22 protein-coding genes are annotated in these 15,434 nt (G+C 70.2%); 4 read left to right on the top strand and 18 right to left on the bottom strand.

From position 1 onward, the window contains the following. The first annotated feature begins 105 nt into the window (after positions 1-105). Together OHA99_RS09510 and OHA99_RS09505 are read left to right on the top strand one after the other, a co-directional pair. On the top strand, positions 106-486 hold the full coding sequence (locus tag OHA99_RS09510; protein WP_007387871.1) for a helix-turn-helix domain-containing protein: 381 nt from the start codon (positions 106-108) through the stop codon (positions 484-486). A 199-nt stretch (positions 487-685) separates the two neighbouring features. Next, positions 686-1,156 (top strand): Dps family protein, encoded by a 471-nt coding sequence (locus tag OHA99_RS09505; RefSeq protein WP_153177654.1) that lies wholly within the window; start codon positions 686-688, stop codon positions 1,154-1,156. 234 nt (positions 1,157-1,390) lie between these two features. Here OHA99_RS09505 and OHA99_RS09500 read toward each other — a convergent pair whose 3' ends face one another. From OHA99_RS09500 to OHA99_RS09490, 3 genes are read right to left on the bottom strand one after another with little or no spacing between them, the layout of a single operon-like run. Then, positions 1,391-1,591 carry a hypothetical protein gene (locus OHA99_RS09500; RefSeq protein WP_405695321.1) on the bottom strand — a complete coding sequence of 67 codons (201 nt, stop codon included), beginning with the start codon at positions 1,589-1,591 and terminating at the stop codon, positions 1,391-1,393. Beyond that, complete coding sequence (locus OHA99_RS09495; protein ID WP_405695320.1) at positions 1,588-1,815, bottom strand: hypothetical protein; 228 nt, start codon at positions 1,813-1,815, stop codon at positions 1,588-1,590. The genes OHA99_RS09500 and OHA99_RS09495 overlap by 4 nt, the downstream gene beginning before the upstream one ends. Then, on the bottom strand, positions 1,812-2,003 hold the full coding sequence (locus OHA99_RS09490) for a hypothetical protein (protein WP_405695317.1): 192 nt from the start codon (positions 2,001-2,003) through the stop codon (positions 1,812-1,814). The genes OHA99_RS09495 and OHA99_RS09490 overlap by 4 nt, the downstream gene beginning before the upstream one ends. A gap of 142 nt (positions 2,004-2,145) precedes the next feature. Between OHA99_RS09490 and OHA99_RS09485 the strand changes: the two genes are divergently transcribed. Further along, a complete protein-coding gene (locus OHA99_RS09485) occupies positions 2,146-2,388 on the top strand; it encodes a GntR family transcriptional regulator (protein ID WP_405695315.1) in 243 nt (80 codons plus the stop codon). A 72-nt stretch (positions 2,389-2,460) separates the two neighbouring features. Then, positions 2,461-3,690, top strand: coding sequence for an IS30 family transposase (locus tag OHA99_RS09480; protein WP_405694274.1), 1,230 nt, complete (start codon positions 2,461-2,463; stop codon positions 3,688-3,690). A 53-nt stretch (positions 3,691-3,743) separates the two neighbouring features. On the opposite strand, the gene OHA99_RS09475 is transcribed toward OHA99_RS09480, so the two are convergent. The 15 genes from OHA99_RS09475 to OHA99_RS09405 form a co-directional block, all read right to left on the bottom strand. Further along, complete coding sequence (locus OHA99_RS09475; RefSeq protein WP_405695312.1) at positions 3,744-4,004, bottom strand: hypothetical protein; 261 nt, start codon at positions 4,002-4,004, stop codon at positions 3,744-3,746. After that, positions 4,004-4,186, bottom strand: a complete 183-nt coding sequence (locus OHA99_RS09470; protein WP_405695310.1) for a hypothetical protein — start codon at positions 4,184-4,186, stop codon at positions 4,004-4,006. The genes OHA99_RS09475 and OHA99_RS09470 overlap by 1 nt, the downstream gene beginning before the upstream one ends. 3 nt (positions 4,187-4,189) lie before the next feature. Next, positions 4,190-5,056 (bottom strand): N-acetylmuramoyl-L-alanine amidase, encoded by an 867-nt coding sequence (locus tag OHA99_RS09465; RefSeq protein WP_405695307.1) that lies wholly within the window; start codon positions 5,054-5,056, stop codon positions 4,190-4,192. Between the two features lie 64 nt (positions 5,057-5,120). Beyond that, complete coding sequence (locus tag OHA99_RS09460; RefSeq protein WP_405695305.1) at positions 5,121-5,633, bottom strand: hypothetical protein; 513 nt, start codon at positions 5,631-5,633, stop codon at positions 5,121-5,123. A 17-nt stretch (positions 5,634-5,650) separates the two neighbouring features. Next, entirely contained in the window at positions 5,651-8,920 is a 3,270-nt protein-coding gene (locus OHA99_RS09455; protein ID WP_405695303.1) for a hypothetical protein, read from the bottom strand. Between the two features lie 2 nt (positions 8,921-8,922). Then, entirely contained in the window at positions 8,923-11,199 is a 2,277-nt protein-coding gene (locus OHA99_RS09450; RefSeq protein ID WP_405695301.1) for a phage tail tape measure protein, read from the bottom strand. A gap of 167 nt (positions 11,200-11,366) precedes the next feature. Next, positions 11,367-11,756, bottom strand: a complete 390-nt coding sequence (locus tag OHA99_RS09445) for a hypothetical protein (RefSeq protein ID WP_405695298.1) — start codon at positions 11,754-11,756, stop codon at positions 11,367-11,369. Between the two features lie 14 nt (positions 11,757-11,770). After that, positions 11,771-12,283, bottom strand: a complete 513-nt coding sequence (locus OHA99_RS09440; protein WP_405695295.1) for a hypothetical protein — start codon at positions 12,281-12,283, stop codon at positions 11,771-11,773. Further along, on the bottom strand, positions 12,283-12,693 hold the full coding sequence (locus OHA99_RS09435) for a hypothetical protein (protein WP_405695293.1): 411 nt from the start codon (positions 12,691-12,693) through the stop codon (positions 12,283-12,285). The genes OHA99_RS09440 and OHA99_RS09435 overlap by 1 nt, the downstream gene beginning before the upstream one ends. A gap of 72 nt (positions 12,694-12,765) precedes the next feature. Continuing rightward, positions 12,766-13,503: a hypothetical protein gene (locus tag OHA99_RS09430; protein ID WP_405695290.1), complete on the bottom strand. Its 738-nt coding sequence runs from the start codon at positions 13,501-13,503 to the stop codon at positions 12,766-12,768. Continuing rightward, complete coding sequence (locus tag OHA99_RS09425) at positions 13,496-13,693, bottom strand: hypothetical protein (RefSeq protein ID WP_405695287.1); 198 nt, start codon at positions 13,691-13,693, stop codon at positions 13,496-13,498. The genes OHA99_RS09430 and OHA99_RS09425 overlap by 8 nt, the downstream gene beginning before the upstream one ends. Continuing rightward, a complete protein-coding gene (locus tag OHA99_RS09420) occupies positions 13,693-14,142 on the bottom strand; it encodes a hypothetical protein (protein WP_405695284.1) in 450 nt (149 codons plus the stop codon). The genes OHA99_RS09425 and OHA99_RS09420 overlap by 1 nt, the downstream gene beginning before the upstream one ends. Positions 14,143-14,150: 8 nt before the next feature. Continuing rightward, positions 14,151-14,744 (bottom strand): phage gp6-like head-tail connector protein, encoded by a 594-nt coding sequence (locus OHA99_RS09415; RefSeq protein WP_405695281.1) that lies wholly within the window; start codon positions 14,742-14,744, stop codon positions 14,151-14,153. Between the two features lie 4 nt (positions 14,745-14,748). Further along, entirely contained in the window at positions 14,749-15,006 is a 258-nt protein-coding gene (locus OHA99_RS09410; protein WP_405695279.1) for a hypothetical protein, read from the bottom strand. Between the two features lie 10 nt (positions 15,007-15,016). Continuing rightward, entirely contained in the window at positions 15,017-15,421 is a 405-nt protein-coding gene (locus OHA99_RS09405; protein ID WP_405695276.1) for a hypothetical protein, read from the bottom strand. Positions 15,422-15,434: the final 13 nt, after the last annotated feature.

The raw sequence follows: 15,434 nt of genomic DNA, 5'->3' as shown, positions 1-15,434 counted from the left end.
TGCAGCCCTGAGTGAACACGACATCGCTCCCCGCACGGCCGCGGCGCGAGGCGGTACGGTGGGGCGTGAAGGATGCGGTTACACGGTCCGAGGAGGGAGCCACCGATGATTCTGCTCCGTCGCCTGCTGGGTGACGTGCTGCGTCGGCAGCGCCAACGCCAGGGCCGTACTCTGCGCGAAGTCTCCTCGTCCGCCCGAGTCTCACTCGGCTATCTCTCCGAGGTGGAGCGGGGGCAGAAGGAGGCCTCTTCCGAGCTGCTCTCCGCCATCTGCGACGCGCTGGACGTACGGATGTCCGAGCTCATGCGGGAAGTGAGCGACGAGCTCGCCCTCGCCGAGCTGGCCCAGTCCGCCGCGGCGACCCCCAGCGAGACCGTACCGGCACCGGTGCGCCCGATGCTGGGTTCCGTCTCCGTGACCGGTGTGCCACCGGAACGGGTGACCATCAAGGCGCCCGCCGAGGCAGTGGACGTCGTCGCCGCCTGAGCGCCCGTGAGCGTGTGCTTGTGAGACCCCGGCCGGGGTCGCTCCGAAGGACCGGAGGGACGTGGTCGGGGTTTTCGCGTTCCCCGGCCTTCGCGTTCCCGGACCGTGCTCGAGCCCGGTCGCCCGTCGGTTTGCCGGTCCGTGCGCGTGCGGTCATCGTGGAGGGAGATGGCCGGGGGACGAACCGACGGAGGCGTGGATGTACGTCGTGAAGAGCCCGTTGTCCGACGCGGACCTGAAGACCGTCTCCGAGGCGTTGCAGGGGGCCCTGGTCGACCTGGTCGATCTGGCCCTGGTGGCGAAGCAGATCCACTGGAACGTGGTCGGTCCGCGCTTTCGCTCCGTACACCTCCAGCTCGACGAACTCGTCGACACCGCCCGCACGCACTCGGACACCGTGGCCGAACGTGCCTCGGCGCTCGGCGTGTCCCCGGACGGGCGGGCCGCGACGGTCGCCGTCGGCAGCGGCATCGACGTGACCCCCGAGGGCTGGGTCGACGACACCACCGCCGTGCAGACCATCGTGGACGCGCTGGGCGCGGTGATCGGGCGGATGCGTGAACGGATCGCGGTGAGCGGCGACCCCGATCCGGTGAGTGAGGACATCTTCATCCAGATCACGGCCGACCTCGAGAAGCAGCACTGGATGTTCCAGGCCGGAAACGGATAGGCAGGTCAGGGTCGTGGAGGGGCTGTGACCTGCGGATACAGTCGTTCCGATGTATTTCATCGAGTGCCGTAGCGAGCCGTGAACCTACGGAACGGGACCGGAATTCCGGCGCCGACCGGAAGGATTCCGGAACGTCGCGAGCGCCCTGACCGGCTGGAACATCCGGCCACAACCTCTCAGAAACGCGAGAGCGGCCCGCCTCCGACGGGGGACGGAGACGGGCCGCGGGTTCCGCTACCGGCTCGGCCGGCGGGGTTCGAGCCGGGAGCGGAAGTGTTCGGGGCCGCCGCCGTAGGGCGTCCAATGGCCGCCCTTGCCGTCGTCGTCGGAGTGGTACGGCTCGCGGCAGCAGTGCAGCTGCCGCTTGCCGAACTTGACCCAGCAGTAGCCCATCTCGTGGCCTGGAAGGCGGGGGCGGTCGGGCTCGTCAGTCATCGGCGGCTTCCCTCCGTGGCCGGTGCGGGCTTGGTGGCGGCCGGGCAGTCGCGGCCGGGCAGGCACTGGTAGACGTCGACGTCCAGGCAGAAGGCCCCTATCTGCCCGCGGGCGCGGCCAGCGGGGGCGCCGCCGAGGCTGAGGGAGGCGCCGCACCAGACGCACGCCCACCCGGAGTAGACCGCGCGCGGCAGGCGAGCCGCGTTGGGCAGGCGGCGGCTCACTGGTCCTCGTAGGGGGTGAGCTTGAAGATCCTCACGCAGTGCACGCAGGCGTAGTGGACCTTGCCGCCGCTGCCCGCCTCGGTGAGCTGGATACGCCGCACGCTGTCAACGATCCGGTTGTGCCATGAGCAGTAGCCGGCGCTCGCCGGGCTGTCCTTGGTGCCCTGGCTCTGCGTACTCTCGTCCATGTCGACTCCACCCAGTCGGCCATCCCCCGGGCCCTGCCAGGCCGCGGGGGTTCTCTCGTTCCGAAGCTACCCCGCCTGTCACCTCTTGTCAGGTCACGTCACCCGACGAGAAGCATCGACGTAGCACACCTACGGTCGAGATATGACCCTGGACCTGGACGGGCCCGATCCTCTGTACGAGCAGATCGCGAACGTGCTCGCCGCGCGGATCGCCGACGGCACCTACCCGCCGCGCCGGCGCATCCCCTCCGAGGCCGACCTCGTCGCCGAGTTCGGGGTGTCCCGGCCGACCGCCCGCGCCGCCGTGCAGCTGCTCGTCGACCGGGGCCTGGTCCGCACTGTCCGCGGGAAGGGCTCCTACGTCGTCGACTCACCCCAGGCATGACGAAGCGGCCCCGCCCTCCCAGATCTTCCGTTCTAGTGGTCGTTGCAACACCCCAGCTTGAAGGGGTGCTCGATGGGCTTCGAGATCCGGAAGGACAAGCAGACCAGGGGGGCGAAGCTCCGGCGTGAGCGGGAGGAATACTTCCGGCTCGTGGACCTGGGCTACAGCAACAAAGAGGCGAGCAAGCTCGTCGGCATCAACATCCGGACCGGCCGCGAGTGGAGGAACGGCCGGCCCGAAGGACGCAAAAAGCGCCCGAGGCCACCTGCGCACATCGTGCGGGTGGCCTCGGGCGCTCCTTCGCGTTTTCTGACGGAAACCGAACGAATCCACATAGCCGACCGGGTACGGGAGAAGGCCACCGTCCGCGCCATCGCGGCGGAGCTGGGCCGCAGCCCGTCCACGATCAGCCGCGAGATCCGGCGCAACCGCAGCGTCCTGCCAGACGGCCGCTGGTACTACCGGCCCCACGCGGCCCAGCGGCGGGCCGACGCCCGCCGGCCACGTCCCAAGCCGGGCAGGATCGGCCAGAACCCGGAGCTGCGAGACTTCATCCAGGACCATCTCACCAAGCGCTGGAGCCCGGAGCAGATCTGCCACGCTCTGCGCAGACGCTTCCCTGACCGGCCGGAGATGCACGTGGTCCACGAGACGATCTACCAGGCCCTCTACGTCCAGGGCCGCGGAGAACTTCGGCGAGAACTGACCCGGGCCCTGCGTTCTGGGCGGGTCCGCCGCAGGCCGCACCGCCAGGCCGCCAAGCGCCAGCCGCGGTTCACCGGCAACATGCTGATGATCAGCGACCGGCCGGCCGAGGCCGCCGACCGTGCCGTCCCCGGGCACTGGGAGGGGGACCTCATCGTCGGCGCCCGGCACAAGTCCGCGATCGGCACCCTGGTCGAACGCGCCACCCGGTACGTCATGCTGGTCCACCTGCCGGACGGCCACCAAGCCGAGCACTTTCACAAGGCCCTGGCCGAGACCGTCGCCCAACTTCCGCCCCACCTGCGGCGGTCGCTGACGTGGGACCAGGGCAACGAGATGGCCAGCCACCACGTCTTCTCCACGGCAACCGACATGCCGGTCTACTTCTGCAACCCCGGCAGTCCCTGGCAGCGCGGCTCGAACGAAAACACCAACGGCCTGCTCCGGCAGTACTTCCCCAAGGGCACCAACCTCGCCCAGCACAGCCGCGAGGACCTCGACACGGTCGCGGCCGAGCTCAACGCCAGACCGCGAAAGACGCTCGGCTGGGAAACCCCAGCCGAGCGCCTCGCTAAGCTCCTGGCGACAACCAGTTGATCACTGTGTTGCGACGATCCCTGGAATCTGCCGATGGGAGAGCGGGGCCGCGGTCATCGGGCGAAGAGGGCGAGCGCGCCGGTGGCGGCACCGGCGACGCCGGCGAGGACGCCGATCGTGGGCATGGGCCATCGGGCCCGTTCGAGGGTGCGGATCCTGAGCTCGTGGTCCTGGACGTCGGAGCGGATGTCCTTGGCCTCGTCGAGGAAGCTGTCCACCTTGGACTCGATGCGGCCGACCGCCTGAGCCAGGTCCCTCACCTCTTGGTACATCTGGCCGTTGCTGATGTACACGCCCGTCTCAGGCGTGGTCATCAGGCCTCCGGCTGCTTGCGGTTGGGCACGGCGTAGGTGATGCCCCAGGCGCCGAGGACGGCGAGGACGATGGTGACGCCCTCGCCGGTCGTCACGACGTTGTCCTGCACGGCGGTGACCGCGGCGGCGGCCCCGGCGGCCACGCCGCCCACGATGGCCTTGGCGATGTTGGAGATACGCATGGGTCAGGACTCCTTCTTGAGCGCGGCGACGTCGGCGCGCAGCGCGGCGACGTCCTTGCGGAGCGCGGCGAGCGCGGCGGGAAGGCCGGCCACCGCGTTGTAGATGGACCGCAGGTAGCTGGACGCCGTCCAGCGCGGGTTCTTCTTCACGTCCGGCGCGAACGTGGGCGCCGGCAGGCCGTCGGTGTCCCAGGTCGCGTCGAAGACGTCGCCCTTGTCCATGTCGAGATCCTCCTTGGGAGTGCTGGGGTTGCTGGGTTTCCAGCCGCCGCTGGAGGGGCCGTCGAGGCGGTCGGCCACGCGGGCGCGCATCGACGCCATGGTGAAGCCGCGGGGGTCGACCTTCCCGGGCTGCCACTCGAGGTGGCCGATCACCGAGCGTTCGTTCCAGCCGTGGTGCCGGCAGATCGCGGCGGCCGCGCGCTCGATCGCCTCGAGCTGGGCGGCGGGCCAGGGGTCGTGGCCGTCGCCGAGGTTCTCGCACTCGAAGCCGTAGAAGTGCCGGTTGCCGTCGGTGTTGGCCTCGTTGTCCCGGGGCAGCGCCTTCTCCGCGACGACGGCACGCAGCACGTCGTCGTCGCCGAGACCGGCGTGGTTGGCCCGGCCGTAGCCGACCAGATGGACCCTGCCGTCCTTGGTGATGACGCCGTGGCACAGCGGGCCGGGCAGGCTGGCGTAGCCGTGGCGGCAGATGTCGACGGTCCGGGCGCTGCCCCGGGTGACGGTGTGGTGGATCATCACCCCGTTGACCGGGCCCCAGGCGCCCTTGTGGTTGCGGTTGTGGTCCCGCCAGTCGCCCACCTCGACGACGGTCAGGCCCTCGTCGCGTAGCGCCTTGACGAACGCCGACGCGGTCATGGGTGTGGCCATAGGGCCTCCAGATGAGAAAGGCCCCGGGCCAGGACGGCGCGGGGCTACGTGCGGACGGCAGGGGCTACGCGGGCCCGCTGTAGGTGATCGAGATGTACGGCCGGAGGGAGCCGGTAGCCGTGTCCAGCGCGGTGCCGCTGTTCTGCGCGGGGATCAGCTCCACGTAGTCGCCGACGGCCATCAGCCGGGGGACGGCCCGGGCGTCCACGGTGAGGGCGGTGTCGGCGATGCTGCTGCTGACGATGGGGCGGGAGCGGCCCATGGAGATGAGGCCACCGTTGACGTACCAGCAGCACTCCCGGATGGTGCCGGCGGTCCGGTTGTTGAACCCCACGGCGCCCTGGAATGTCCACCACCCGGCCCTGGGAGCGGTCCAGCGGGTGGGCTGGCCGACGGTCCAGCCGCCGAGCACGTCCAGGTCCACCGCGTCCCAGGACAGCGCGTTGGACGCGGTGTCGCCGCCGCTGCTGATGCTCTGGCTGGCGTTCCGGTTGGCGAGGAACACCAGCCTGCCGATCAGGTCGGTCTCGTACAGGCGGGCCGCGGTCGTGCGCATCCCGCCGAGCCAGTCGGTCACCGCTGCTCCTTCCCGGCCTACAGGGCCGCGTAGTTTGGGGTGGCCAGCCGCACGTCCGCGCCCGCCGCGTGCGCCTTGGTGACGCCATTGACGGACCGGACAACGGTGAACGTCTGCGGGCCGGTCCCAGCGGTCGCCGGGGTGATCCGAGCCGCCCACACGTACAGCACGTCCGCCGCAGTGGGGGTGTTGCCGTGCCGGATGCGAGCCCGGGCCTGCCCGGCAGACGCCGGTGCCGTATACGTGCCCTGGAGGAACGTCCACTGCCCGGCGGGCGCGGACAGGGCAGACCCGGCGCTGGTCGACAGGAACGTGCCAGCGGCGTCGTACCAGTAGACCGACGGCCGGATGTCCGACCAGCCGCCCGGGGAGTACACCCACGCAGACATGACGTAGGCGGTGCCCGGGGTGACGCTGCCCGCACCGGACAGTGCGTCGACCGCTCCCGCGAAGCTTCCGCCGCCGTCGGGGGTGATGAGGAGCGACCCGCGGGCGTGCGGGTCCGGGTGCACCACCGCGTCCGTCCAGGACAGGGTGGCGCCCTCGGAACTCCAGCCGACGATGTCCGTGTCGAAGAACGGGTTCTGGCCCGCGTTGACGAGCTGGCCGGGGCTGACCACGGTCACGATCTCGCCGCCCACCCGCAGGTCGAACGGCATGTCCGCGGGGTCGCTGGTCCACAGCCGTTCGCCGGTGACCGCCAGGGACACCAGGGTGTCGTCGGCGTCGATGGCGGCCTCCAGCTGCGAGCCGTCCGTGTCCGCGCGGGAGCCGAAGCTGTCCGCGACCCCCGTTGTCCACGGCTCGCCGGGGCGGCAGTTGAAGGTGATCGTCCAGGCGTCCGGTCCCGCTTCCTCCTCGTAGCCGTGCACGAGGACGTCCACCGCGTCCGGCCCGTGATCCGGCGGGAGGTTGGTCAGCCGGATCTTGTCGCCGACGTCGATGCGGAGGATCTCGTCGATCATCGCGAACACCCGCTCGTTCGCGAGGTTGAGCGTCAGCCTGGTGTAGCGGACGCCGTTGTAGGTGCCCAGATGCAGCCGCATCGACGCGACCTGGTCGGCCTGCCCGTCCGAGCCCAGCGAGTACGTGTAGGCGTTGTCGTAGCGGCCCACCCCGTTCGGCGGGTCCTGGACCGACAGCTCCCCTTCCTCGAGGACGTGCTGTGCCGCGACGCTGCCGTAGGCCCGTCGCACCGAGACGTCGTTCTCGGTGAGCTTGTCGTCGTCGACCGGCTTGAAGGGGGCACCGATCAGCCCGGCCGCGTAGTCGAGGGTCAGCGCGGGCGCCTGGTTCCACAGCGTGGAGCCGCCTCGCTGGATCACCTCGGCCCGGTCTCGGGCGTCCAGCAGATACCCGAAGTCGCTGTTGTTGGCCTCGTTGAGCAGGGCCAGGAGCTTCGCCTGGTCCTGGATCCCCGTCCGCTGCTGGAGGACGGGGTCACCGCCCGTCGACGCCGTGTATCCAGCCTCGCCAGCCAGGCGCTTGATCCGGGTGCTGGCGCCCTCGCCCTGGAACCCCATGTAGGCGTCCCACACCTCGGCAGCCGTCGGACCGTCCTGGTCCCAGTAGGTGAGGTAGCCGGCCGCGCGGTCGGTGAGGTCTGCGGTGGAGAAGTAGGCCCAGCCGAACCGGATGAGACTCAGCGATTTCATGTCGACATCCAGCAGCGCGAACGCCTGCTGCTCGCCGTCGACATAGAAGTGCCAGCCGGGGAAGGGGCCGACGTCGATGCTGACCCGGATGTGGTGCGGCCGGTCGTCGAACAGGTCGACGGTGTAGTTGCCGAGGAACGCCTCTGAGGAGCTGTCGGAGCCTTCGGAGTGGCGGATCGCGGACACCTGCCCGGGGGCGGGGTCCCCGCCGATGGTCATCTTGATGCTGACCTGGTTGTCGGCGTCCGTGCCGGCGCCCGTGTCGAAGAGAGTGAGACTCCAGATCGCGCTGCTGGCGCCCCCCGTCAGGAACAGGTCCACGCTCCACGAGGTGCCCGTGTACCCATAGCGGGGGGTGTAGCCGTAGAAGGTGCCGCGTGTGTTGGCCTTCATCGCGGCCACGGGTTCGACCCAGTCGGCGAGTGTCCCGGCCGCCCAGGTGGGCGGGCTGTCAAATGAGTCGGCGCCGATCACCATGTCCCGGCCGCCGACGAGGCTCTTGGCGGTCTCGGAGTCCACGCCGTCCGTGAGCGGCCAGCACTCGAGCGGTCCCCGCTCCTTGATGAAGCCGGAGACCCACCCCTTGATGAACCGCCTGAGTGCGGAGTCCTGGGGCTTGTTCCCGGCGTCCATCCGCCGCGTGATCCCCGTCGGCGCGATCGAGACCACGTTGTAGTTGCCGGACAGGTCCCGGGTGGGCGGCCAGGCCGGGATCTCCCCGGCCATGCGCACATGCCGGTTCGACAGCGAGGCGGCGTTGACGGTCGTCCAGACGAGCCCGCCGGACGTGAACGAGGTGTCGCCGGGCTCGGCGTCGGACGCGTCCATGGACGCCACCACGGTGCCGTCGATGCCGTTCAGCAGCCGGAAGGCGTACAGCTTCCCCGCGACGGCGTCGCCAGCGAGGTTGAGGACCCGGCCCAGCTCGAGGTCGGCGAGGCCATCGAACACGGCTGTGGTCCCCGCGACCACCACCGGATCCCCCACCGGCTCCCACTCGTCGTCGTCCACAGTGCGGCCCGTGTAGAACCGCAGCGTGTGGCCGCCCGCACCGTTGTCCACGTCCAGCGTCACCCGGACCGTGAGCCGTTGTCCGTTGTACGCCCAGAGCGGCACGGTGGAGAACTGAGTGAGCCGGCTGGGGAACGTTCCGTCCGGGGACCAGGTAAGCCCGATCTGGCCCGTCGCGGCGACGTTCACTGCCCACGCCCGGTTCTCGCCGGTGGGCTGGTACCGGCCGGCCAGGTCCCGGCCGATCCAGGTGTCCAGGGCGAGGTCCATGCGCAGGTCGAAGTCGCCCACCGCGAGCGTGGTGGTGCCGGGGGTGGTCAGTCCGTTCTCTACCGTGGTCAGCTCCACCCACGGCGAGCCCACCTCGTACCCCCAGCGGAAGGGGGTGTTGCGGCCGATCTTCCCGAACAGCGGGCTCATGGGGTTGCGGGGCGAGTAGCGGTTGTCCCGGGAGTCCAGGACGCACGTGCACGACGTCGGGTCGGCCTCGGTGGACGACTCCGAGGACAGGCCCCGGGTCACGGTGACCGGGGCCGTTCTGACGTGCACGTCCTCGGTGATGTCGTTCCAGGTCCCGTCGTAGTGCAGCTCGGCCCACACGGGCGGGGGCAGGCTGGGCATGGTCATCCTCCCGCGTACTTGACGACGTCGCCGCCCGCGACGACGCGGACGTCCTCCTGGAACCATTCGCGGAAGGCCCGGTTGCCGCCGACGAACTCGAACTGCACGCGGACCTGGGCCTGGTTGGCGCCGAGTGTGGCCGCTGACGAGGGGCCCGGCATGGTGCCGGGGGCGGGCCGGTAGGCGGCTGGGTCGACCAGGCCGCGCATCGCGTCGTCGACCACGCCCGCGTTGTCCTCGACTCCCACGGCGATACCGGCGGGGATCCAGTGGCCGATCTCGTCGGCGGCCAGCTTGGACGGGGAACCGATGTGCAGGAAGTCCTTCACCGGGTCGACGATGTAGTCCGAGGCGAAGTTGGAGACCATGGACCACAGCCAGCCGCCCATGGCAGAGATGCCGTTCCACAGGCCCTTCACGAAGTCGAGGCCGGCGTTGTACATGCGCCAGGCGCCGCCGCTGATGGCGCCCGCCAGGGTCTCCGGCATCCCGCGCACCCACGAGATCAGGGACATGGCCTGAGCGACGGCAGCGTCCTTCATCGACTGGAAGGCGTTCCAGGCGCGGCTGGCGATGCCGCTGCCCAGGCCGGCCAGTGCGTCGACTGCGCGGCCGGGCAGGGCCTTCACGGTGCTGATGAAGGCGGACCACTGGCGGCTGACCGGGTCGGAGACGTACTCGGACCACAGGCGGGAGAACCAGATGCCGATGGCGAAGCCGATCGCGCTGAAGATCCCGCTGACCTCGCCCGGCAGGGACCCGGCCCAGTCCTTGAAGGACGCCCACCACTCGGGGAACTTCTCCTGCCCCTTCTTGATCAGTTCGGCGACGAAGCCGCCGATGATCAGTCCCGCGACCGTGCCCAGGGTCGCGATCAGGAGGAGCGGGAGCTGGGTGAGCGCGAGGATGAGCGCGGCCGCGAGCAGCACGATCTTGAACAGGTTCTCGGGGTCCTGCATGGCGTACTGGGCGAGCTTCTGGCCGAACATGGCCAGCCCCTCCGCCGCCTTGGGCACCAGGTCGGTGAGGATCTTCTGACCGATGCGCTCGCCGAGGAGCACGACGAAGTTCAGGACGCGGTCGACGCCCTCGGTACCGCCGTCCCCGGCCGCGGCCCAGGCCTCGCGCACGGCCTTACCGAAACGGTTCTTGAAGTCGACGACGGCCGGGAGGACCTCGCCGCCCAGGAAGTCGATGATGTTCTGCTGCACGGTGCGCTTGAAGGCCTCCAGCTTCATCGCCGGGGAGTCCTCGAGCTTCTGCACGACCTTGTCGGCCGCGCCGGCCACGTCGTCGAAGCCGCCCGCGGCGGCCGCGCTCGCCGGGTCCAGTGCGTACAGGGCGTCCGCCTGCGTGTTGGCGAGGTCCCCGAACAGCACCTGGGCGGCGCCGAGCCGCGTGGTGGCGTCATCGGTACCGCGTAGGGCGTCCATCGTGTCCTGAAGCGCTGAGGTGGCCTCGTCGCCGCCCGCCCGCATGCGCCGGCCGATGTCCGCACCGCTCAGGCCGATGGACTTGAACGCGTCGTTGACCTGCTTGCCCCCGGCGAGGGCCATCTCGCTGAAGATGCCGATCGCGTCGGCGACGGCGTCGGAGTCCCGGGCGCCTGCCTGGAGGCCCTGGCTGAGCAGGCCCATGGCGGTCTTGCCGTCCAGACCCACCCGCCGGAAGAGAGTGCTGTACTCGTTGAAGGTGTCCAGCAGGTCGTCGCTCTTGTTCGCGACGCTGCTCAGACCGGCGGCGATGAGGTCCATCGCCTCCTCGAAGGAGTCGGCCAGGCCGGTCTTCACCAGCTGGCCGGCGGCCGCGGTGGTCTTGTTGACCTCCTGGTCGAACGCCTTGGACAGGCCCAGGGCGGCCTTGGTCATGTCCTCCAGGCGCCCCTTCTGCCCGGTGAACTCGTCCATGTTCAGGGTCACGGACTTGATGGCGTCGCCGACCTCGGTGGCGGACTCCCCCCACCCATCGGTGAACACAGACGTCATGGCGTCCGTCGCCGCCGACACGTCCGCAGTCGTGTTCGCCAGCTGCGCCTCAAGGCGGGTGGTCGCCTCCGAGACGTCCATCGCCTGCGCCAGCGTCGACATGATCGCCGCCCCCGCCAGCGCCCCGGCCGCGGCGCCGGCCGCCGCCAGCGCAGTCCCCATCTTGGAGCCGTTGGCGGCGACGTCGTCCGCCATGCCCTCCGTCTCGGAGTCCACCGTCTCCCGCGCGGAGCGCATGCCCGGGCCGGTGTCGTCCCGGGTAGACAGGGCGAAGACGAGGCTAGTGTCCGACACGGCGAACCCCCTTCAGTACGGGCGTCATCGCCGCTTCTTGGCGGCCTTCTCCATCTGCGCGAGGTACTCGTCCAGCCACGCCAGGAGGTGATCGGCCTCTTCGACGGTGAGCAGGTCCCAGTCCCGCGGGGTGAGGTGCAGCAGATGGGCGGCGTTGCCCAGGTGCTTCAGACGGCGAACGGCAGCCGGGCTTTTCCCTCGTCGTCCGGAGCGTCGTCGTAGCCGGACAGCATCCCCTCGATGAGGTCCTCGTCGCCGTTCTTCTCCCGCAGCCGCTCCACCGCGAGGCTGATCTCGCCCTTGGTCATCTCGACCGTGAGCTCGTCCCAGCAGAAGTCGACGTCGTCGAAGCTGATGGTCGGGTGCTGCCGCTTCAGCAGGACGTGCAGCAGCGCGCGCCGGCACAGCGCGTCGCCCTTGAGGACGCCCATGGCGAACTGGTTGAACGCCCGCCCGGTGCGCTTCTCCAGGGCCTCCCGCTCGGCCGAGAGCAGCCGGTTGGGGTTGTAGTCGAACGTCTGCTCGTCGCCGTCTTCGGGGCTGTACGTGACCCGCACGGGGCCCTCCTCGTTCAGTCGGATCGGGATGCGATGCGGTTGACCATGTCCGCCAGGGCGAACTGGACCTGCCGCTTGTAGTGCGCCTGCTCGCCCTCGAACGCGCGGTCGAACCACTTGATCTTGCCGGTCTGGGTGACCCACACCTCGCGGTTGCCGTAGACCGGGTGCCGCCAGCCAGAGGAGCGGTTGGTGCGCTTCGGGGCGTTGGGGAAGTTCCGCAGGTTCTTCGTCTTGAAAGCTTTGATCTTGGCGCCGGGGAACTTGCCGGTGATGCGGACCTCGGGCCGGATCTTCCGGGCGATCGCGGTCTTCAGCGCGGGCCCGGCGTGCGGGGTCGTGGAAGCCATCGACATGATCGACGACTTGGCGCGTGCGGCCCCCGGCTTGAGGGCCTCACGCATGTTCTTCGTCAGCTCCTTGCGCAGCTCCTTGCCGTCCTCCTCGGCCTTCAGCGCGTTGGAGACGTTGCGCAGGTTCGAGGAGGTCAGCTCGAGGTGGAGCGACGCGGTGGATGCGCGGGGCATCAGGTCGTCGCCCGGGTCACGGCCCCCGACGTGGTGAAGTCCTGCGACACGGTCGCCTCGTCGCCGACGGAGCCGGTGACCGGGGACCAGCCCGCGATCAGGACGTTCCCGGAGTACGAGGGGTTGGACGGGCCGACGGCGGCCTGGTCGGCGCGCACCTCGAACGGGACGACGGTGCCCAGGAGCGGCCACATGATCGCGTCCAGCTTCGTGGCGGCGAAGTCCTGGAGGAACTCGCAGGCCAGCGTCCCGGACTTGAGCCCGCCGATGACTTCCTTCCAGCCCAGCGACTTGTAGTTGGTGACGTCCTTTTCCTCGACCTCGACCGTCACCTCGGCCTTCCGGGTGTACTCGCTGAGGTCGTTGGAGTTGATGGACAGGTACTCGGCGGTCAGCACCATCTTCGGCATGGCCGGCCTCCCTTTCAGGCGTGACGAGACGCCCGGGCCCGCAGGCGGGGACCGGGCTGAGGGATGGGGTGGTCAGCCGATGCCGAGGGCAGCGGCGAACAGGAACGACGGTGTGGTGCCGGTGATGTCCCAGGCGAGGCGCCACCAGGTGTCGGTGATGGCGGTGCCGTCGGTGCGCACGATCTGCCCGCCCGGCGCGGCCGCCGCGTTGAAGGTCGCGCGGGTGGTCGGGGCAGCGAACGTGTCATCCGCGCTGGACTCCACACGGGCGGTCAGGGACGGTGTGGTGCCAGCCACGGACAGCACGTGCAGCGTGGCGTACAACCGTTTCCCGGCTGCGACGGCGCCCAGCTCGAGGCCGGTGCCGTTCCCGTCGGCGGTGCGGGCGGTGCCGGGCGGGTGGGCGAACTGACCGCGCACCAGCGGCCACGACGACTTCGCGGTGGACGTCCACGGGGCGACCTCGCCAACGTCGGCCAGCAGCGTGTAGTCCGCCCGCATCGCCTTGGTGAAGTAGGCCAGGGAGCCGACCGCGGCACTGTTGTTGCCGCTGATCGACCAGGGGCCGACACCGCCGAGCTGGGCCCAAGTGGCGTCGTCCACGAGGGTCTCGTCGCCCGCCTCCCACTGGCCTTCGCCTGCGATCTCCGAGGAGGCCAGCCCGCCGACGACCTCGGTGTATCCGTCGGAGCCGTAGTTCGTGGTGGGCTTCTCCTCCACCTCGGTCGTCAGCTCGATCTTGTTGGAGACGCTGGTCAGGTCCAGGCCGACCGCGAACGCCCTCACGTTGAGCAGGACGGACTTAGCCATCGTCGCCTCCCCTGCGGCTCTTGCGGCGCCGCGCGGGCGGCGCCTCGGTGACTTCCTCGGCGACCCCCGAGGCGACCAGGTGCGCGGCCACCGTGGTCGGCAGATCGTCGATCTCGCTGCCCTCGGTGGGCCACGGCCGGCCATACAGCACGGCGCCGGGCGGCTGGCTCACCAGGATCCGGATCTTCATCAGGTGCTCCCGTCTCCGATGACCTTGATCACCAGTTCGGCGCCGACGTAGGTGGAACTGCCATGCTCGAACCAGCGGTAGCCCTGCACGCGCAGGAGGTGGAGGTCGTCGGCCAGGCCACCGAGGGCCATCTCGCCCGGGACTCCGCGCGCCTGCTCGATCGCCTGCTTCAGCGAGGCCGGTCCGGCCCCGGACAACAGGGCGTCCACGATGCGCTGCGACGCCCGGTCGTCCTGGCGGCCGGCCAGCACGCGGCACGTGAAGAGGAGTTCGTCCAGGCGGCGGCCCATCGCCTTGTCGAAGGACACCTCGACCTCGCCGACGAAGAAGCACGGAGTGATCACCCCGTCGGGGACGTAGCCGGTGCACACCAGCTTCCCCACCCCGGCGGGCAGGACCACCGTGCGGGCGGCGTCCGCGATCGCGTCACGGACAGCGGAGATCTGCATGGCGTCTCCTATCCGAAGCCGGGGAGGATGAAGTGCTCGATCAGCGCCCACACGTCCGGGTCCCGGCGGGACAGGCGGACCACGCCCCACTCCGAGGAGCCCATGACGCCCTCGGGGGAGTCCTTGCGCTTGTACAGGCGGGACGCCTGGATGAGGGTGGCCTGCTCGATCTCCTCGGGCACCGTGGGCCAGCCCCACTGCGCGGTGACCCGCACCCGTCCGGTGCCGTGCCCCCAGCTCGAGGACGTGGACAGCAGGGACGTGACGGCCCGGCCGCGCGCAAGAGCGTTGTCCGGGCCCGTCTCGTAGCCGGTGAACGGAGTGAACGAGCCGCCCGACCCGGTCTCCACCAGCGTCGGGACGGCGCCCGCGTCGTCGATGAGGAGCCGGGCCCCGAACACGTCGAACACCACCTTGCCCGCCGGGTTGTAAGTGCGGGCCGTGGCCGTCTCGTCCAGGTAGAAGCGACGGCCACAGGCCCGGTCGATACTGCGCGACGCAGCGGTGAGGGCCTTGGACAGCAGCGCGTCCCGGGTGGTGTCGTCCGTCTCGACCTCGAACATCGCCTTGAGGACGGACAGCTCGGCGTACTCGTTGGCCACAGCCCTACTCCTTGGGGCTCTCGCCCTTACCAGGGCGGCTGCGGCGCCGGGACGGCGGCTTGGCCGCGGGCGGGGCGGCCACCTCGGCGGGCGGAAGCGTCGCCGTCTCCACCGGCGGACCGGACTCGGCGACCTCCTCGGCGAGGCCGGCGGCGATCAGGCGAGAGGCCTCGCCGTCGGGAAGGTCGGTGGTTTCGCCGCGAGCCGGCCACCTGCTGCCGTTGCGGGTGCCGGACATGGTGACAAGCATGCGGATCTGCACAGGGGCCTCCTCAGGCGCGGGATACCGGCGCGTAGCGGGGCGAGTTGAGGACGACGTGGGCGCCGACGATGCCGCCGGTCGTCGACCCGGTGGTGACCACGACGGCGCGCAGGTAGCGGCGGGTGGAGCGGACGCCCACCTCGAACACGGCTCCGTCGTCGGCGCTGTCCACGGTCGGCGCGGCGCCGGTCAGCTGGCCGGCTTCAACCGCGGCCCAGCCGGTGCTGCCGTCGGCGGAGTCCTGGATGGCCACCGCGTGGGAGCCGTCGGTGACCACGCCCGTGGTAACGACGAGCATGGCCTCCTGCATGCCGCCGTTCACCGCGCGGTCCACAGCAGTGCCGTTGACGGTGCCGTCGGTCAGCGCAGCCGGCGCGAGCGACACCTTGACGAGGGTCTGGTCGTACAGGGACACGGGAGCCTCCCAT

The sequence above is a fragment of the Streptomyces coelicoflavus genome (genome assembly GCF_045041415.1).
Taxonomy (GTDB): Bacteria; Actinomycetota; Actinomycetes; order Streptomycetales; family Streptomycetaceae; genus Streptomyces; species Streptomyces coelicoflavus.
The sequence above is the reverse complement of the archived record's forward strand: the minus strand, read 5'-3'. Positions and strand labels throughout refer to the sequence as shown.